Source organism: Undibacterium sp. Di24W (assembly GCF_049340325.1).
GTDB lineage: Bacteria > Pseudomonadota > Gammaproteobacteria > Burkholderiales > Burkholderiaceae_D > Undibacterium.
Map to the genome: position 1 here is coordinate 594,383 of NZ_JBMPOP010000003.1, position 19,499 is coordinate 613,881.

At 44.3% G+C, this 19,499-nt stretch carries 16 protein-coding genes and 1 tRNA gene; 14 read left to right on the forward strand and 3 right to left on the reverse strand.

Going from position 1 to position 19,499, the window contains the following annotated elements:
- Positions 1-44: 44 nt before the first annotated feature.
- From ACO0KZ_RS08870 to lon, 7 genes are all read left to right on the forward strand, one after another.
- Positions 45-1,232: an efflux RND transporter periplasmic adaptor subunit gene (locus ACO0KZ_RS08870; protein ID WP_422994794.1), complete on the forward strand. Its 1,188-nt coding sequence runs from the start codon at positions 45-47 to the stop codon at positions 1,230-1,232.
- Positions 1,229-4,354, forward strand: a complete 3,126-nt coding sequence (locus ACO0KZ_RS08875; RefSeq protein ID WP_422994795.1) for an efflux RND transporter permease subunit — start codon at positions 1,229-1,231, stop codon at positions 4,352-4,354. The genes ACO0KZ_RS08870 and ACO0KZ_RS08875 overlap by 4 nt, the downstream gene beginning before the upstream one ends.
- Positions 4,355-4,653: 299 nt before the next feature.
- Positions 4,654-4,740, forward strand: a tRNA-Leu gene (locus ACO0KZ_RS08880).
- Positions 4,741-4,767: 27 nt separating this feature from the next.
- Positions 4,768-6,111: a trigger factor gene (gene tig, locus ACO0KZ_RS08885; protein WP_422994796.1), complete on the forward strand. Its 1,344-nt coding sequence runs from the start codon at positions 4,768-4,770 to the stop codon at positions 6,109-6,111.
- A 13-nt stretch (positions 6,112-6,124) separates the two neighbouring features.
- Positions 6,125-6,751, forward strand: a complete 627-nt coding sequence (clpP, locus tag ACO0KZ_RS08890; RefSeq protein WP_422994797.1) for an ATP-dependent Clp endopeptidase proteolytic subunit ClpP — start codon at positions 6,125-6,127, stop codon at positions 6,749-6,751.
- 197 nt (positions 6,752-6,948) lie between these two features.
- Entirely contained in the window at positions 6,949-8,214 is a 1,266-nt protein-coding gene (gene clpX / locus ACO0KZ_RS08895) for an ATP-dependent Clp protease ATP-binding subunit ClpX (RefSeq protein ID WP_422994798.1), read from the forward strand.
- A 263-nt stretch (positions 8,215-8,477) separates the two neighbouring features.
- Positions 8,478-10,886: an endopeptidase La gene (lon, locus tag ACO0KZ_RS08900; RefSeq protein WP_422994799.1), complete on the forward strand. Its 2,409-nt coding sequence runs from the start codon at positions 8,478-8,480 to the stop codon at positions 10,884-10,886.
- Positions 10,887-11,045: 159 nt separating this feature from the next.
- On the opposite strand, the gene lexA is transcribed toward lon, so the two are convergent.
- Positions 11,046-11,699, reverse strand: coding sequence for a transcriptional repressor LexA (gene lexA, locus ACO0KZ_RS08905; RefSeq protein ID WP_422994800.1), 654 nt, complete (start codon positions 11,697-11,699; stop codon positions 11,046-11,048).
- Positions 11,700-12,011: 312 nt separating this feature from the next.
- On the opposite strand from lexA, the gene rpsF reads away from it, so the two are divergent.
- The 7 genes from rpsF to ACO0KZ_RS08940 all read left to right on the forward strand — a co-directional run bounded on the left by rpsF (position 12,012) and on the right by ACO0KZ_RS08940 (position 16,964).
- The gene (gene rpsF / locus ACO0KZ_RS08910) at positions 12,012-12,380 is read left to right on the forward strand and encodes a 30S ribosomal protein S6 (protein WP_395011227.1); all 369 of its coding nucleotides are present in this window, start codon (positions 12,012-12,014) and stop codon (positions 12,378-12,380) included.
- A gap of 42 nt (positions 12,381-12,422) precedes the next feature.
- Complete coding sequence (gene priB, locus ACO0KZ_RS08915; RefSeq protein WP_422994801.1) at positions 12,423-12,737, forward strand: primosomal replication protein N; 315 nt, start codon at positions 12,423-12,425, stop codon at positions 12,735-12,737.
- Between the two features lie 9 nt (positions 12,738-12,746).
- On the forward strand, positions 12,747-13,031 hold the full coding sequence (gene rpsR, locus ACO0KZ_RS08920; protein WP_186889822.1) for a 30S ribosomal protein S18: 285 nt from the start codon (positions 12,747-12,749) through the stop codon (positions 13,029-13,031).
- Positions 13,032-13,057: 26 nt separating this feature from the next.
- Positions 13,058-13,510, forward strand: a complete 453-nt coding sequence (gene rplI, locus ACO0KZ_RS08925) for a 50S ribosomal protein L9 (RefSeq protein ID WP_422994802.1) — start codon at positions 13,058-13,060, stop codon at positions 13,508-13,510.
- A 234-nt stretch (positions 13,511-13,744) separates the two neighbouring features.
- Positions 13,745-15,133: a replicative DNA helicase gene (locus tag ACO0KZ_RS08930; protein ID WP_422994803.1), complete on the forward strand. Its 1,389-nt coding sequence runs from the start codon at positions 13,745-13,747 to the stop codon at positions 15,131-15,133.
- Between the two features lie 131 nt (positions 15,134-15,264).
- Positions 15,265-15,891, forward strand: a complete 627-nt coding sequence (locus ACO0KZ_RS08935) for a DUF47 domain-containing protein (RefSeq protein ID WP_422994804.1) — start codon at positions 15,265-15,267, stop codon at positions 15,889-15,891.
- Positions 15,892-15,962: 71 nt separating this feature from the next.
- Positions 15,963-16,964, forward strand: a complete 1,002-nt coding sequence (locus ACO0KZ_RS08940) for an inorganic phosphate transporter (protein WP_422994805.1) — start codon at positions 15,963-15,965, stop codon at positions 16,962-16,964.
- Between the two features lie 191 nt (positions 16,965-17,155).
- On the opposite strand, the gene ACO0KZ_RS08945 is transcribed toward ACO0KZ_RS08940, so the two are convergent.
- Positions 17,156-17,914, reverse strand: a complete 759-nt coding sequence (locus ACO0KZ_RS08945; RefSeq protein ID WP_422994806.1) for a LytR/AlgR family response regulator transcription factor — start codon at positions 17,912-17,914, stop codon at positions 17,156-17,158.
- 70 nt (positions 17,915-17,984) lie between these two features.
- Positions 17,985-19,322, reverse strand: coding sequence for a sensor histidine kinase (locus ACO0KZ_RS08950; RefSeq protein WP_422994807.1), 1,338 nt, complete (start codon positions 19,320-19,322; stop codon positions 17,985-17,987).
- Between the last annotated feature and the right edge of the window lie 177 nt (positions 19,323-19,499).

A 19,499-nucleotide genomic window follows, 5' to 3' on the forward strand; every position in this document is an offset into this window, starting at 1 on the left:
CGTTGTACCGTATGCGTTGTGACGGAATAGTAAAGGAAAATCCCGTGTCAAATTCTCCATTGATCTCCAATCCTGTCTTGAAAACATCAAGTCAATCACGTTTGTTAATTACATTGCTTTCAATGCTCGGCCTGGTAACGGTTTTGAGTCTGGGTGCTTGCAGTAAAAAAGTTGAGAAAACAGAAGACGTTCGCCCTGTTCGAGCATTGCAAGCCGTGATGGAAGGTAGCGACATTGCGACCGAATTTTCTGGCGAGGTGCGCCCACGTATCGAGTCACGTTTGGGTTTTCGTGTACCTGGCAAAATCATAGCGCGCAAAGTGGATGTCGGCACTGTTGTAAAGCGCGGACAGGTCTTGATGCAGCTAGATCCGCAAGATTTGTTATTGGGGCAAGCACAAGCTAAGGCAGGTTTAAGTGCTGCGGAGAGTAATCGTGATCTAGCAAAGGCGGAATTAAAGCGATATCAGGAATTGCGTGAAAAAAATTTCGTGGCTCAGGCCGTGTTGGATGCGAAAGAAACCGCTTTCAGAGCGGCACAAGCGAGTTTCGATCAGGCCAAGGCGGGATTGTCGAATCAATCGAATCAAGCTTCCTACGCCAGCTTAGTGGCTGACGTCGATGGAGTAGTGACAGGCATCGATGCCGAGGTAGGACAAGTGGTTGGCGCCGGCTCCCCAGTTGTACGCCTTGCTAAAACAGGGGAGCTTGATGTAGTAGTGGGTATTCCTGAAGATAAAATTAATAGCATACGTCAACTGTCGGATGTCAAAGTGCGTATGTGGGCAAATCAAGCTGAAGTGATTGCGGCAAAATTGCGCGAGTTGTCACCGATAGCAGATCCAGTCACTCGTACATTTACTGCGAAAGTTGCTTTATCTCCCGACGTCAAGAGTGTGCGTTTAGGTATGACGGCAATGGTGTCATTTGGAATGAAAAATCCGCAAGCGATGGTACGTTTGCCTTTGACTGCTTTGCTTCAGGATAAAAATGTTAATTCAGTGTGGATCGTTGAATCTGGTGCGGTGAGATTAGTGCCTGTGCAATTGGGCGGTACAGTCGGTGAAGATGTGTTGATCGCTACTGGTGTTAGTGCTGGTCAGATGGTGGTAACTGCTGGCGTGAATTTGCTTAAAAACGGTCAGAAAGTCAAAATTCTCGGTGTTGAGACGGCATCAGGTACTGGTAATGCAGCGGCACCAGCGACGAATGCAAGTGGAGTTGCTAAATGAGTCAAGTAAATCATCAGTCGCCGGGCGATAAGCCTGAGCACAAATCCGGGGGATTTAATTTGTCCCGCTGGGCGCTAGAACATATACCTTTAACACGCTATTTGATGGTGGCGTTACTGTTGGGGGGGATCTTTAGTTTTGGGCGTTTGGGGCAAGATGAAGATCCACCATTCACGTTTAGAGCGATGGTGGTCCGTGCGGTTTGGCCTGGTGCCACTGCATTGCAAATGGCGGATCAGGTGACTGATAAGCTAGAGAAGAAGTTACAGGAAGCGCCGTACGTCGATAAAATTCGTAGTTACTCCAAGCCAGGCGAAACGCTGATCATTTTGCAGTTGCGTGAATCAACGCCACCCAAAGAGACTGCGCAAACCTGGTATCAGGTTCGTAAGAAAATCGGAGACATAAAAGGCACTCTGCCAGCGGGTGTTAATGGTCCCTTCTTTAACGATGAATTTGGTGATACCTATGGCTCTATCTTTGCGATTTCTGCTGATGGCTTTACATACGAAGAAATGCGTGAATATGCAGACTTCGTGCGTCAACAATTTTTGCGTATTCCAAAAGTCGCTAAAGTAGAAATGTTTGGCGTTCAGGAAGAGAAAATTAATATCGAATTTTCGCAGAAAAAGTTTTCGCAACTAGGTGTGCCATTTGAAACTGTAGTCGCGCAAATTAGTTCTCAAAACTCTGTCGAGGGTACGGGGGTGTTAACAACATCGGCCAGCAATTTGCAAGTGCGTATTTCAGGTGCTTTGTTGACGGTCAAAGATCTTGAGAATTTGCAACTGCGTGCCAATGGAACGACCTTTCGATTGGGGGATTTTGCAGTCATCAAGCGAGAGTACAAAAATCCACCCGTCGATAAAATGCGATTCAATGGCAAGGAAGTCATTGGCCTAGGCATTTCGATGGAGAAGGGGGGCAACATTATTGAACTCGGCAAGCATTTGCAAACCGAGGTTGCCACGATTAAGTCGCAGTTACCTGTTGGTATACAACTGGAACGTGTTTCTGATCAGCCCAAAATTGTTGCTTCATCCGTAGGTGAGTTCGTTAATACTTTGATAGAGGCGGTGGTGATCGTCCTTGCTGTCAGCTTCTTATCTTTAGGTTTGCATACTAAGCCTTGGCGCCTGGATGTATGGCCTGGTTTGGTCGTTGGTTTGACGATACCATTGGTGTTGGCAGTGACCTTCTTGTTTATGCGTATGTTGAACATCGACCTACATAAGATATCGCTGGGAGCGCTGATTATTGCATTAGGCTTGTTAGTCGATGATGCCATTATCGCTGTCGAAATGATGGTGCGAAAAATGGAAGAAGGTTTTTCTCGATTTGATGCGGCAACTTTTGCCTACACATCAACGGCTATGCCTATGTTGACTGGTACGTTGATCACTGCCGCGGGCTTTTTGCCTATTGGTTTGGCGGAGTCTGCTGCTGGCGAGTATACGTTTTCTATGTTCTCAGTAAATGCTTTAGCTTTGTTGATTTCGTGGTTAGCCGCCGTATTATTTACGCCTTATCTCGGTTATCTCTTATTGAAAGTGAAGCCGCATGCTGGTGCAGATGGTCATCATGAATTATTTGATACGCCGTTCTACACGCGTTTCCGCGCCTTGGTTAACTGGTGTGTGACTTGGCGTAAGACGACAATAGCAATCACTTTGACGGTTTTTGGGCTAGGTGTGTTTGGCTTTAAATTTATTGAGCAACAATTCTTCCCAGACTCTAGCCGACCAGAATTAATGGTGGAGTTGTGGTTGCCGGAGGGATCTTCTTTTGCGGCGACCGAAGCGCAAGCGAAGAAGTTTGAAGCCTTTATACAAAAACAGCAGGGTGTTGAAAGTGTGACTAGCTATGTCGGTACCGGCAGCCCACGATTCTACTTGCCTTTGGATCAAATTTTCCCACAAACGAATGTGACGCAAATTGTGGTGCTGCCAAAAGATTTGAAAGCGCGCGAATCTTTGCGTTTGAAAATTACGCAGGCCTTTAAAGAGGATTTTCCCGAGGTTCGTGGCCGCGTCAAACTTTTGCCGAATGGCCCACCTGTGCCGTATCCAGTTCAATTCCGTGTTACAGGATTAGAAGTGGCCAAGGTGCGTGAAGTTGCTGATCGCGTCAAGGAAGTGATGCGCGCCAACCCCAACGCGATTGGTGTCAACGATAACTGGAACGAGTCGGTAAAAGTTGTGCGTATTGATATGGATCAAGACAAACTGCGCGCGCTTGGCATTACGTCTCAAACAGTGATGCGTGCCGCAAATACTATTCTGACTGGCACATCCGTGGGGCAATTTAGGGAATCGAATAGATTGATCGACATTGTGGTTCGCCAGCCAGTCGACGAGCGCTCTACCGTGCAGGCTCTAAGTAACGCAAATATTCCGACACCGAGCGGTAAAACTGTGCCTTTGTCTCAAGTGGCTCGTATCGGCTTGGCTTGGGAGCCAGGAGTGGTTTGGCGTGAAGGGCGTGAGTGGGCAGTGACGGTGCAGTCGGATGTTGCAGACGGCATACAGGGCCCTACTGTATCTTCGCAGATTAATCCAAAGTTGGATGCAATCAGAGCGAGCTTGCTGCCTGGTTACAAAATTGAGCTGGCAGGTGCAGCTGCAGATAGCGGTAAAGCACAGGAGTCAATTGCGGCAAACGTACCTTTGGTTATTTTCATCATTTTTACTTTACTGATGTTGCAGTTGCATAGCTTCTCCCGTGCGGTATTGGTGTTCTTGACCGGTCCGTTGGGTGTTGCTGGTGCGGCGATGGCCTTGTTACTTTTGCAAAGACCATTTGGTTTTGTTGCACAATTAGGTGTGATTGCCTTGTTTGGTATGATTATTCGTAACTCTGTCATTTTGATCGATCAGATTGAGCAGGACAGGGAAGCGGGTGTTCCAGCGTGGGATGCAATTGTGGAGGCCGCTGTGCGTCGTTTCCGTCCCATCATTCTGACGGCCGCCGCCGCAGTACTAGCGATGATACCTCTGTCACGTTCAGTGTTCTGGGGGCCTATGGCGGTAGCGATTATGGGCGGTTTGATTATTGCAACGGCTTTGACTTTGTTATTCCTACCAGCACTGTATGCCGCTTGGTTCAGAGTTAAGAGAGTTTAAAAGTAGGCTTTGGTCTTTAAAGTTGTCTCGTAATTTTTGATGTTGGAGTAAGAGAAGTGCTGTAGTTGATCCTGTGGTTTCTACCCATTGATGAAAAACATCGATGAGAAATTCAGGGCTAAAAGTCGTGAAAACAGGTTTTATAGCAGTTCTTTCTAATTCGATTACAAAAAATACGAGACAAGCAGCACAGAAATCCAGTAGAATAGTCGGCTGAAGTTGAAATGCCACAATGGAAGTTATGGGCGACAATGCAATTGAAGTCGCCCTTTGCTTTTGTTGGAAGGTATGCTCATCCCGCGAGGATGGCGAAATTGGTAGACGCACCAGGTTTAGGTCCTGACGCCAGCAATGGTGTGGGGGTTCGAGTCCCCCTCCTCGCACCACAGACTCTTTATATTTGGACGATTTTCATGGCAACTGCAGTCGAAACTTTAGAAAAATTAGAACGCCGTATTACGCTCACATTCCCAATTTCAGAAATGCAACCGGAAATTGAGAAGCGTTTGAAAGTACGTGCTCGTTCAGCAAAAGCGCCTGGCTTCCGTCCAGGTAAAGTGCCGATGAAAATGGTCGCGGCTCAGTATGGCTATCAAGTTGAAAACGAAGTTCTCAACGAGAAAGTTGGTATCGCTTTCAGTGAAGCAGTTAAAGAAAATAACTTGCGCGTTGCCGGCTATCCACGTATTGAACCTAAGAAAAGCTATTCTGAAAACTACTTCACTTTTGATGCCACTTTTGAAGTGTATCCAGAAGTTGTCGTGGGCGATTTGTCCGGTGTTGACGTAACGCAGGTTAAGACTGAAGTTACAGATGCTGAAATCGACAAAACGATCGATATTTTGCGCAAGCAACGTGTGCATTTTCACGTTAAAGGTGAGCAAAGCGCACATGGCGATGGTGGTGCAGATCAGTCTGCACAAAATGGTGACCGTGCTACAGTTGATTTCGTTGGTACGATTGACGGCGTTGAATTTGCTGGTGGTAAAGCAGAAGCGTTTGCTTTTGTTTTGGGTGAAGGCCGTATGTTGCCCGAATTTGAAGCCGCGACTTTGGGCTTGAAAGTAGGCGATTCCAAAGTTTTCCCACTTGCTTTCCCTGAGGATTATCATAGCAAAGACGTGGCTGGTAAAACAGCTGAGTTCACCGTTACTTTGACTAAATTAGAGTGGGCACATCTGCCTGAAGTCGACGCAGAGTTCGCGAAAATGTTAGGCGTAGAAGACGGCGACCTGACAAAAATGCGTAACGATATCAAGGATAACCTTGATCGCGAAGTTAAAGGACGTGTTAAAGCAAAGACCAAAGACAGCGTCATGGATGCATTGGTCAAAGCAGTTGAATTTGATGCACCAGCTGTATTGATTGAGCAAGATGCAGAGCGTTTAGCTGAAATGACCCGTCAAGATATGGCGCAACGCGGTATGAATGTACAAGGCGTTCCATTTCCAACTGAGTTGTTTACTGCGCAAGCAGAACGTCGCGTACGTTTAGGTTTGATTTTGGCTGAATTGGTAAAAGCAAATCAGTTGCAAGCAACAGCCGACCAAATCAAGGCACAGGTCGAAGACTTCGCTCAAAGTTACGAAGATCCGCAGCAAGTAGTGAAGTACTACTACAGCGATCGTAATCGTTTGGCTGAAGTTGAAGCCCTTGTTTTAGAAGAAAACGTCGTTAACTATGTGCTAGGTAAGGCAAAAGTGAGTGATTCAGTTTTGCCGTTTGACGAATTGATGGGTAATAACCCAGCACAATAAGATAGGATAATTCATGACAGGCATCATTCATAACTCTGGTTTGGAAACAAATATGCTTGGCATGGTGCCAATGGTTGTTGAGCAAAGTGGGCGTGGAGAACGTGCTTACGATATCTATTCCCGCTTGCTTAAAGAACGTGTGATTTTTCTGGTTGGTCCTGTGAATGACCAGGCTGCTAATTTGATCGTAGCGCAGTTGTTGTTTTTGGAAAGTGAAAATCCAGATAAGGACATTTCACTTTATATTAATTCTCCTGGCGGCTCAGTATCTGCGGGCATGGCGATTTTTGATACGATGCAGTTTATCAAGCCCGATGTCTCGACATTGTGTACTGGTTTAGCGGCCTCTATGGGCGCATTCTTGTTGGCTGCTGGTGCAAAAGGTAAACGTTTTTCTTTGCCTAATTCACGCATTATGATTCATCAGCCTCTAGGCGGCGCCCAAGGTCAGGCAACTGATATTGAAATTCAGGCACGCGAAATTTTGTATTTGCGTGAACGTTTGAACGGTATCTTGGCTGAAAAAACCGGTCAAAGTGTCGAACAAATTGCGAAAGATACTGATCGCGATAATTTTATGTCTGCAGAAACTGCGGCTGAATACGGTCTAATCGATAAAGTATTGACTCACCGCAGCTAAATGTTGTGTGGATTCAGTATGTAAATAAGTAACGCCCGCAACCAACAGCTGCGGGCGTTTTTATTTGTCATTATCTAGTTGCTTTACTTCATAATTGAAGTTTGTCTCTGTAAAATCATTTGCTTTGTCCGGTTTGTGTGAGTTTTGCAGTAATATAACGGGCATCGCCTACTTCGTTAAAATTAATAAAAAGCATTATGTCAGATAAAAAAAGCACTGCTGGTGAAAAATTACTTTACTGCTCATTCTGCGGTAAGAGTCAACATGAAGTGAAGAAATTGATCGCTGGGCCATCGGTCTTCATTTGCGATGAATGTATTGATTTGTGTAACGATATTATTCGTGATGAAATCAATGCGCTGGAACCGATTAGCTCCGCAAAAAGCGATTTGCCAACCCCGGTTGAAATCACTGAGTTGCTGGATCAATATGTGATAGGTCAGGAAAAAGCAAAACGTATCTTGGCGGTTGCTGTTTACAATCACTATAAACGCCTTAAACATCTGGGTAAGAAAGACGATGTTGAGCTGGCTAAAAGTAACATTTTGCTAGTTGGCCCGACTGGTTCCGGTAAGACCTTGTTGGCGCAAACGCTCGCGCGCATGTTGAATGTGCCGTTCGTGATTGCAGATGCAACTACTCTGACCGAAGCTGGTTACGTTGGCGAAGACGTAGAAAACATCATTCAAAAGTTGCTGCAAAATTGTAATTATGAAGTTGAGCGCGCGCAAAAAGGCATCGTCTATATCGATGAAATTGACAAAATTTCTCGTAAAGCGGAAAACCCTTCCATTACCCGCGATGTATCGGGCGAAGGCGTGCAGCAAGCCTTGTTGAAATTGATTGAAGGTACGATGGCATCTGTGCCGCCACAAGGCGGTCGTAAGCATCCTAATCAAGATTTTATTCAAATCGATACCACCAATATAATGTTTATTTGCGGTGGCGCATTCGATGGCTTGGCGAAGATTATTTCTGATCGCTCTGAGAAGAGTGGCATTGGTTTTGCGGCTAGTGTGAAGAGCGAAAGTCAAAAAAGTGCAAGCCAAGTTATTCTTGATGCTGAGCCACAGGACTTGATTAAATTTGGGATTATTCCTGAATTGGTTGGTCGTCTGCCAGTAATTGCGACCCTGATGGAATTGGATGAGACTGCTTTGATTCAAATTTTGGTTGAACCAAAAAATGCTTTAATCAAACAGTATGCAAAATTGCTAGAGATGGAAGGTTGTGAGCTGGAGATTCGACCTTCGGCGTTGCAGGCAATTGCGAAAAAAGCGATTGCCCGTAAGACTGGGGCGCGTGGTTTGCGTTCTATTCTTGAGCATGCATTGCTGGACATTATGTTTGAGCTGCCGAGCGAAAAAAATGTCGCTAAGGTTGTTATTGATGAAAACACCATTAATAATGCTGCAAAACCATTGTTAATTTACAATGAGCAGCCTAAAGTTGCAGGTGCGTAGTATTTTTTGATATCTGGACTTGAGTTGTAATTGAGTCTTTTATTGGAAATTTCCGCAATCTTTTTGTGAATCATTGTTTTTTGTCTGTGGTTCGCAAAAATAAGCAGTACAATTTACTGAAACAATAAAATTAGTTAGCTTCAATCGAAAAGCTACCCGGAGACTTCTCTGTGTGGCTTTTTTTATTGTTTTTTTCGGATGACGGGCTTGAGTTTTAGCCTAGTGCGCCAATCTAGTTAATGTAATTTTTTAAAAGGTGCGCCATGACAACTCCCACAATTACTGAACGTACAGAATTACCCTTATTGCCCTTGCGCGATGTCGTGGTATTCCCTCACATGGTGATCCCATTGTTTGTTGGTCGTCCAAAATCGATCAAGGCTCTGGAAGCTGCGATGGAGCAGGGTAAGAGCATTATGTTGGCGGCACAAAAAGCCGCTGCAAAAGATGAGCCTTCGGCCGAAGATATTTATGAAATTGGCTGTATCGCGAATATTCTACAAATGTTGAAATTGCCAGATGGCACGGTCAAAGTGCTGGTTGAAGGTACACAACGTGCGCGCATTCACAATATTACTGATTCTGAATCCCATTTTATTGCTGATCTGACGCCAGTTGCATTAGATGAGGGAGATGATTCCGAAGTCGAAGCAATGCGCCGCGCGATTGTTCAGCAATTTGATCAATATGTAAAACTAAACAAAAAGATTCCACCAGAAATTTTGGCTTCCTTGTCCGGTATTGATGATGCTGGTCGCCTGGCCGATACCATTGCCGCACATCTGCCTTTGAAGTTGGAGCAGAAGCAAGTTATTTTGGAAATATTTAGCGTGGCTAAGCGGTTGGAGCATTTGCTTGGTCAGCTAGAGGGTGAATTGGATATCCTCCAGGTCGAGAAACGTATCCGCGGACGTGTAAAGCGTCAGATGGAAAAATCTCAACGCGAATACTATTTGAATGAGCAGGTCAAAGCGATTCAGAAAGAACTCGGCGAGGGAGAAGAGGGCGCAGACATTGATGAGCTAGAGAAAAAAATAACTGCGGCAAAGATGCCAAAAGAAGCGCGCGATAAGGCCATGAATGAGTTGAAGAAACTTAAAATGATGTCGCCTATGTCCGCCGAGGCAACCGTGGTGCGTAATTACATTGATACCATCGTTAATTTGCCTTGGAAGAAAAAATCCAAAGTAAATAATGATTTGAGCAATGCTGAAAAAGTATTGAGCGATGATCATTACGGTTTGGATAAAGTTAAAGAGCGTATTTTGGAGTATCTCGCTGTTCAACAGCGTGTAGATAAATTGAAGGCTCCAATTTTGTGTTTGGTTGGGCCTCCTGGTGTCGGTAAGACTTCACTTGGACAATCCATTGCACGTGCGACGAACCGTAAGTTTGTTCGTATGGCCTTGGGTGGTGTGCGTGATGAGGCTGAGATTCGTGGTCATCGCCGTACCTATATTGGTTCTATGCCGGGTAAGATTTTGCAGAGTCTTTCAAAAGCGGGTGTACGTAATCCTTTATTCTTGCTTGATGAAGTCGATAAGATGGGGGCGGATTTCCGTGGAGACCCATCATCAGCTTTATTGGAAGTTTTGGATCCCGAACAAAATCATACTTTCTCAGATCATTACATTGAGGTGGATTTTGATTTGTCCGATGTGATGTTTGTAGCGACATCGAACTCTTATAACATTCCAGCAGCATTGCTGGATCGGATGGAAGTGATTCGTTTGTCGGGTTATACCGAAGATGAAAAAGCTAGTATCGCAATACGTTATTTGTTGCCCAAGCAAGTCAAGAATAACGGTTTGAAGGAAGAGGAAATTTCAGTTTCTGAATCAGCTATTCGCGACATCATTCGTTACTACACGCGTGAAGCCGGTGTGCGTTCATTGGAGCGTGAAATCTCTAAGATTTGCCGTAAGGTGGTAAAAATGTTGTTGCTCAAGAAGACAGAGAAGAAAGCCACTATCACTTCAAAAAATTTGGATAAATTCTTAGGTGTGCGCCGCTACGATTTTGGCGTAGCGACCAAAGAGAATCAAGTGGGGCAAGTCGTTGGTTTAGCATGGACCGAGGTTGGTGGTGATCTATTGACCATCGAGGCGGTCTCTATGCCTGGTAAAGGCGCGACGATTCGTACCGGTACGCTTGGTGATGTCATGAAAGAATCGATCGAAGCTGCGCGTACGGTTGTTCGTAGTCGTGCTGCTAGATTAGGTATCAAGGCTGACGTTTTTGAGAAGACCGATGTGCATATTCATGTACCAGAAGGCGCGACGCCGAAAGATGGTCCATCCGCAGGTATCGCGATGACCACGGCAATGGTCTCGATTTTTACAGGTATTCCGGTGCGTGCTGATGTGGCGATGACAGGTGAGATTACTCTTCGTGGCGAAGTTCTGCCAATTGGCGGTTTGAAAGAGAAATTATTGGCAGCACATCGTGGTGGCATTAAGACAGTGTTGATTCCTGAAGAAAATGCGAAAGATCTGACGGAGATTCCTGATAATGTAAAAAACAAGTTGGAAATCATTCCAGTGCGCTGGATTGATAAAGTCTTGGAAATTGCTTTGGAGCGCCAGCCAGTGCCCCTAACGGAAGAGGAAATGGCAGTCCCCGCAGTCGCAAAAACTGATGCAAGCGCAGATACTTCTACGATTAAGCACTAATCTGTACTCAGAACTTTTCTTTGTCGTTAAATAGAAAAATGCCCGATGATTTTGTCGGGCATTTTTTTATAATCTAACTAGTTATAGTTGATATATTTGTCGCGAGAATTTTTAATCGCTTTGGCTGTTTGATTCGAGCATGTGACTCTCCCTATCTACTTACCAGCTACGCATCAAGCCAACTGCGAGACCTTCTAGCGCAAAGTCGGGTACATTCTCATCAATAATAATGGGTGAGAAATCCGAATTCTCCGGTAGTAGCTCAACGCCATTTGATGTTTTCATATACCGTTTCACAGTAACTTCTTCGCCTATTCGCGCCACGACAATTTGTCCATTACGAGCACTGTCTGTTTTTTTGACTGCGAGTAAATCACCATCCATGATTCCTATGTCGCGCATTGATAAACCACGTACTCTGAGTAAGAAGTCTGGCTTTGCAGAAAATAACGATGAATCAACTTGGTAAGTTGCTTCAACATGTTCGGTCGCCAAAATAGGTGATCCTGCCGCGACACGTCCGACTAAAGGCAAGCTCAATTGCATCAGTGCTGGATGTGGTAATGCCATTTGCATATTTGGCATTGAGTTCGATAGTGCAGACTCCAGCAATCGAATGCCGCGGGAAGTGCCTGCTGCAATTTCAATAACACCTTTGCGAGCCAAGGCTTGTAAGTGCTCTTCTGCAGCGTTGGTGGAGCGAAAGCCTAATTCGTTAGCGATTTCGGCTCGTGTTGGAGGAAATCCCGTATTTTGAATAGCATCTTTTATAAGGTTAAGAATTTGTTCTTGGCGAGCGGTGAGCTTGAGCATAGTAGTCCCGTTAGGATCTTAATTGAATCTTTTATTGAATTTGTAGAGGCTGTATATATAAGCAGACTGTATTTTTATACAGTAAATGACTGAATGCAAGTTATTTTGTGTTTTTTTTGCACTTAACAGGTTAATCGCCATCAAATAAACGTTTTTCGCTTCGCGAAGTATGAGTGTAATTTCTAATTAACCATTACATGTAATCTAACCGCTTGATTGTGATGGGAAAATAAGTTATCATCGCGGGCTGTCCTCTTCCTGCACTCGTCTTGACGCCGAGGCAGGCTTTATTTTTGTCCACAAGGAGAAATTATGCGTCATTATGAAATCGTATTTATCGTACATCCCGATCAGAGCGAGCAAGTTCCTGCAATGATCGAACGTTACAAAGCTAGTGTAACTACACGTGGCGGCCAAGTGCACCGTGTTGAAGATTGGGGCCGCCGTCAATTGGCTTACATGATTCAAAAATTGGCTAAAGCTCACTATGTTTGCATGAACATTGAGTGCGACGCTGAAACTTTGCTTGAGTTGGAAACAGCATTCAAATTTAATGATGCCGTATTGCGCCACCTCACAGTTAAATTGAAAAAAGCAGAAACAGCTCCTTCTCCAATGATGAAGTCTGTGCAGAAAGAAGACTCTGCTAAGGCTCAACGTGTTGAAGCTCCAGCAGCTTAATTATTTTGACTAAGTGCGCGTAAGAAATCATAAATCATACTTGTGAATCAACTTAAAGTCGTAGCCACAGTTGTAGAGAAATCGGTGTTGCGTTATACCCCAGCGGGAATACCCATCGGCACAGCTACATTGAAGCACGATTCTAAGCAAGAGCAAGCAAGTGCTCCGCGCCAGGTTGAGTTCGAAATTCCAGCAATTGCTGCTGGTGAAATTTCTAAACAATTCCTGGAGATTGAATTGGGGGCTTTGATGATTTTTACTGGTTTCTTGGCGCGCAAAAACCGCAACAGCAAAAGTCTCGTTTTTCACGTTACTGAATTTCAGAAATCGGAAAACGAAACAAATTTACTAGATTAGGAGCCTAAAATGGCATTCGGTAAAAAATTTGATAAGAGCAAATTAAAACAAAAGCGTCAGCAACAAAATCCTTTGTTCAAACGTAAAAAATTCTGCCGCTTCTCAGCGGGTCATGTAGCAGCAGTTGACTACAAAGACATTGATACTTTAAAAGATTTCATCCAAGAAAACGGCAAAATTATGCCTGCACGTTTGACAGGTACTAAAGCTTTGTATCAACGTCAAGTTGACACAGCAGTTAAGCGCGCACGCTATCTCGCGTTGTTGCCTTACACTGATTTGCACACAGCGTAATTGACGACGGAAATTAGGAGAAAAACATGCAAGTTATTTTGATGGATAAAGTCGTTAATCTCGGCAATCTGGGTGATGTAGTTCGTGTTAAAGATGGTTACGCTCGTAACTTCTTGATTCCACAACGTATCGCTCGTCGTGCAACTGCAGCTGCGATCGCTGAATTTGAAGCGAAACGCGCTGAGTTGGAAAAAGCAGCAGCCGCTAAATTAGCTGAAGCTCAAGCTCAAGGCGAAAAATTGAACGGATTGACAGTTCAAATTTCTCAAAAAGCAGGTGTAGATGGTCGTTTGTTTGGTTCAGTAACCAACTTCGATATCGCTGAAGCATTGGCTAAACAAGGTTTCGCAGTTGAAAAGGCGCAAGTTCGCTTGCCATCCGGTCCTTTGAAAACAACTGGCGATCATTCCGTTTCTGTGGCATTGCACACAGACGTTGTGGTTGACGTAATCGTTGCTGTTCTGGGCGAGCACGCTTAAGCTTTAGTTCTTTCTAGAGTACAGAAAAGCCGGGTTTTCCCGGCTTTTTTTATGCCTTTTTTAGTGAACGTTAAATACTAAGGTGTCCCAATTATTTGGCATAAAAATAGAGATATTGAAATTGTAAAATAATTTGTGTATCTACTATTTGCTCGACCTATTTTTGATTTTAAGCTTGTTATTTGAGATGTTTCTTCTGTTTTTGAGTAGTAATAAAAAGGTATAATGCGCACCATGAAACCGCCTTCAGATCCTCAGTTAGACTCAATCCGTGTACCTCCACACTCCATCGAAGCTGAACAGTCAGTTTTGGGTGGTTTGCTGCTCGATAATGCTGCATGGGATAGGATTGCTGATTTTATTCGTGAAGATGATTTTTACCGCTACGATCATCGCATTATTTTTCAATTCATCGTTAAGCTGGTTAACTCTTCCCGTCCAGCCGATGTCATTACAGTTTTTGATGCCTTAAGTGCAGCCGGTAAAGCGGATGACGTTGGCGGTCTGACTTATTTGAATGCACTGGCGCAAAATACGCCCTCAGCAGCGAATATTCGCCGTTACGCTGAAATTGTCCGTGACCGCGGTGTCCTGCGTAAGTTGATAACTGTGGCAGATGAAATTTCCGGTCAAGCATTTAATCCGCAAGGCAAAGAAGTTAAGCAAATGTTGGATGAAGCTGAATCCAAAATCTTTGCGATCGCTGAAGAGGGAGCACGTGGTGCTCAGGGTTTTCATGCAATTCAGCCTTTGTTAACCCAGGTGGTTGAACGTATTGATGAACTGTATAACCGAGACCATACCAGCGACATTACGGGTGTCCCAACTGGCTTTGTCGATCTAGACCGTATGACCTCGGGCCTGCAGCCTGGCGATTTGATTATTGTCGCGGGTCGACCATCCATGGGCAAGACGGCCTTCTCAATTAATATTGGCGAGAACGTCGCGATTGATAGCGGACTTCCTGTTGCTGTGTTCTCGATGGAGATGGGCGGGACACAGTTAGCAATGCGTATGTTAGGTTCGGTAGGTAAGTTGGATCAGCATCGTTTGCGAACTGGGCGTTTGATCGATGAGGATTGGCCACGCTTGACACATGCGATTCAAAAAATGAATGAAGCGCAATTTTACATTGATGAAACGCCTGCTTTAAGTTCCATCGAGTTGCGTGCCCGTTCTCGTCGCTTGTCGCGTCAGTGCGGCAAACTTGGCTTAATCATTATCGATTACTTGCAGCTGATGTCAGGTAATTCTGGTGGCGAGAATCGTGCAACTGAGATTTCTGAGATCTCTCGTAGTTTGAAAGGCTTGGCGAAAGAATTGCAATGCCCGGTTATTGCGTTGTCGCAGTTAAACCGCTCATTGGAGCAGCGCCCGAACAAACGGCCTGTTATGTCAGATTTGCGCGAATCAGGTGCGATTGAGCAAGATGCAGACGTAATTTTGTTCATTTATCGTGATCAAGTTTATAACCCGGACTCTCCAGATAAAGGGACAGCGGAAATTATTATTGGTAAGCAGCGTAACGGCCCGATCGGTAGCGTTCGTTTGACCTTTCTTGGGGAATATACCAAGTTTGATAATTACACCGGCTCCTTGTCGATCTATGGCGATAGCGAGTAGTTTTTTTGTGGTTTGAATTTGTTTTAGCTTCATTTTTAGTTTTTGTAGTACCACTAAGTCAGATGATCCTTGCAATAGAAGTTTAGATAGCAGGGACTTAATATAAAAATTTTCTATTCTAGGGAATAAAGATGTTTGGACGATTGATGCCCACTGAGGGTAAATTTTTTGAGTTTTTTAATCAGCACGCTGAATTGTGTGTGAAAGGCTCTAAAGAAATGGTCGCGTTGATGACTAATTTCGACGACTTGGAGATTCGTGTACACGCGATAGAAGGTATTGAAAAGCAGGCTGATGCTGTGACCTACGCGGCGATTGAACTACTGCATAAAACTTTCATTACGCCAATTGATCGCGATGATATCCATAAACTGATTACTAAAATGGATGACATCCTTGACTTGCTCGAAGATGCCGCCCAAACAATTTCTTTGTACGATATTCGTGAAATTACACCAGAAGCAAAACGCTTAGCTGAGTTGTGCTTAGCATGCGCTTTAAAGGTGAAAGAAGCTGTTGCGCTTCTGCATAATATGGACAATTCCCGTCAGATTTTGACTATTTGTGAAGAGATTGATCGTTTGGAATCAGATGCAGATCACGTCATGCGTGCTGCAATGTCAAAATTATTCCGTGATGAGCCGGATGTCCGCAATTTAATTAAGCTCAAAGCGATTTATGAAATTCTTGAAACCGTGACTGATCGTTGCGAGGACGTGGCAAACATCATTGAAGGCATTATTGTTGAGAATGCTTAGTTTCAACAAAATGCTTTTTCGGGAGTGTTTATGCACTCCGTTGATAACGTGAGCTCACGAGAGAATTTACTATGCATATAAGTTTATACGTCATCATTCTATTGGTGGTTCTAGCACTATTGTTTGATTTTATGAACGGTTTTCACGATGCCGCAAATGCTATTGCGACCGTGGTTTCCACTGGCGTGTTAAAACCAGGGCAGGCGGTTGCGATGGCTGCTTTATTTAACGTACTGGCGTTTTTTGTATTCAATCTTTCCGTCGCCAAAACCATAGGGAAGGGAACAATTGACCCAACGATTATTGATCAATACGTCATTTTTGGTGCACTGGTTGGTGCTATTTTCTGGAACCTAGTTACCTGGTACTTCGGCATTCCATCATCATCGTCTCATGCGCTGATCGGTGGTCTGATCGGTGCAGCGGTTGCAAAAGATGGAACTGGCGCATTAATTGGCACGGGTCTGTATAAAATTCTTTTGTTTATTGTACTGTCACCTCTACTTGGGTTTTTCTTGGGCGCATTAATGATGTTGCTGGTTTCTTGGTTATTTGTAAAATCAACACCAATTAAGATTGATAAATGGTTCCGCCGTTTGCAATTAGTGTCCGCCTCTGCATTTAGTCTAGGTCATGGTGGTAACGATGCTCAAAAGACGATGGCGATTATTTGGATGTTATTGATTGCCGCAAAATACTCAGATCCTGCTGATCCATTGCCGCCAATGTGGGTGGTTTACTCATGCTATGCAGCAATTGGCTTGGGAACTCTATTTGGTGGGTGGCGCATCGTTAAAACCATGGGCCAGAAAATCACAAAATTGAAACCTGTTGGCGGATTTTGTGCTGAGAGTGCCGGCGCATTAACACTTTTGTTCGCTAATATTTCTGGAATTCCTGTGTCAACCACACACACGATCACAGGTGCCATTGTTGGTGTTGGTTCTTCTCAAAAAATGTCTGCAGTGCGTTGGGGTGTTGCTGGAAACATTGTCTGGGCATGGATTTTGACAATTCCTGCATCTGCATTTGTGGCTGCGATAGCGTGGTGGATTGGGACAAAAATAATTTAATTGTTCATCCTCGGTGACATAGCAAAAAAGCTGGAGTTTTCCAGCTTTTTTTTGAGACCTATAGTTTTGCCACTGTCCGCAAACGTGGATGAGACGGGTGAGCTAAGAGAGTTCACGCTGCAGATCAATATGGCTTGATATCAAGGATTTACATTCACATTTTGAGATGGTTCAGTTGGTGCTTTGGCTCGTCACATTTGTTTAAACAGATGTACGAAACTGCGACTCACCTCAAGTTTTTCTGTTAATCCTTTGATTTGCACTAAATGACGTCCACGCATGTCTCGTACCACACCAGAGATGGCTTTGGAATTGACTAAGGTGGAACGATGAATTTGCCAAAAGAGTTGCGGATCGAGTTCTTCTGCCAGATCGCGTACTGGTTTCCGGATTAATGCCTCGTAGGTCGCCGTTTGCACGCGAGTATATTTCTCATCCGATTGAAAAAACAAAATGTCCTCGACTGGAATCAGACGTAACTCTTGGCCGATAGACGCTTGTATCCATTGCAGGTAATTTGCTTTTGGTGCTATGCCTAACTGCTTAGCCAACTGGGCAAGCATATTGCTCATGTCATTAGGTTCTGTGGCAGTAGTCAAACGAGCTTTCAAGCGTTCTACCGTCTTGCTGAGACGTTCTGTATCGGCCGGCTTTAAGACATAGTCAACAGCGCCCTGGTCGAATGCTTCAACCGCGTATTGATCGTATGCGGTGATGAAAACGATATGTGCTTTCGTGCCAATTTCTTTGGCGGCTTCTAATCCAGTTTTAGCAGGCATGCGGATGTCGAGGAAGGCCAAATCTGGTTTATGCAAATCAACCAATTGAATGGCTTCCTCACCATTTTTTGCTTCCGCCAAAATTTCAAGTTCTGGCCATACCTGTTCCAGACGCGAGCGTAGTTGGTCGCGCATAAGTCTTTCATCATCGGCGATAATTGCTGTTGGCATTATTCTCTTCTCGTCTTATGAAGTGGGGTTAAGGGTACTTAGCGAATTGTATTGGCAATCGACTTCACTATCATTTCGCAATCTCGTAAGGGATCTCTATGGTAACGCAGACGCCACTTGGTTGGTTAGGCGAAATTATAATTTGTGCTTTATCTTTGTAAATTAGTTTCAAACGTTCACGAATATTTTGTAAGCCAAGTCCAGTTCCATTGCTGGCTACCGCGCCAAAACCTAGGCCATCGTCGCGTACTGTGACCGCTAACCGGTTCTGTAAAACTTCAGCACGGAATTGCAGCGTGCCACCTTCAGTTTTAACTTCCAGTCCATGTTTGATCGCATTTTCAACCAAAGATTGCAGCATCATTGGTGGGAACGATGCATTGCGCAAGCTGTCAGGCATGATGAAATCGATAGTTAATCGCTCTTCCATGCGCATCTTTAACAATTCCAAATATGCTTTGACCATATCCGCTTCTCGACCTAGATTGGTCTTGGCAGCATTTTCGCGCATTTGTGGTAACACTGCGCGCAAATATGCTATCAGGCTTCTTTGCATTTTTGCTGCGCGTGGTGGATCCGTTTCAATTAAATACTCGACTGATGCCAAGGTATTAAAAAGAAAGTGTGGTTCAACTTGTGCTTGCATCATTTGCATTTGGGCTTCGCTAACTTGCCGTAATAAAGCTTCGCGTTCGGCACTGGCGTTGGCTTCTTTCGCTTTTTCTTCAGCGCGTACTTTTCCGCCTAGTAGTGCCTTCATCCCAAATAGGCCAAAGACTAACAATAGGACAAAGTTCTGGAACCAACGTGAGGATTTCGTTTTTTCGACGTCACTTGCCTCCGCTGCAGCGTTAGCCTTGGCTCGATCCATTTCAGCACGGATCTCTCTGGCTAATTCTTTGGGTAGCTTGATGTGAACATCATCTTTACCAAAAGTGATTCCAGGTATGTCGCTTTGCTTATTGTTACTAGGTAAACTTGCTACAGTTGATTCGATCTTGTCGCTTAATTTTTCTTGATTTTCATCGACTGTTTTCCAACCGCTACCATCGATATCGATACGCTTATTGCTGGCCATTTTTTCTGGCGCTTTGATGCGAATGCCAGTGTTATCAATCTCGATCTTGGGGTCATCGTTTGCGTTACTGCTGTCAGGTGTAATAACGGTTTTCTTAGGAACATTCCTAACTTTTTTCGCTTGTTTAGTTTCCTCTGTTGAAAAGAAGGTATTTTGAATTATGTCAGCCGATGCCAGCAATAAAATGGCGAATAAGAAAAATTTCCACCACGATAGTTTGCTAACCCAAGTGGCGGTTTTGTCGAAAGCTCTACTGAGCCAAATTAAAGTATTCGTCAGAATAACTTTACCGGTTTCAATAGTTTGTGGGTCAATAGTAAATTTGCTCATAAAAATTCTTTTGCTTGGTTGTGCCATCGAGAAATAAATCGTCGAATAACCTGGGAGGGCGATTTCGTAACGCCGATTATCTGATGTTGTGACTGTATCTTAATAGGGGCATTGATATGAGGGAAATGCGACGATCCGCGAAAACTCGGGCATAGGCTGATATTTGGCGATACTTTT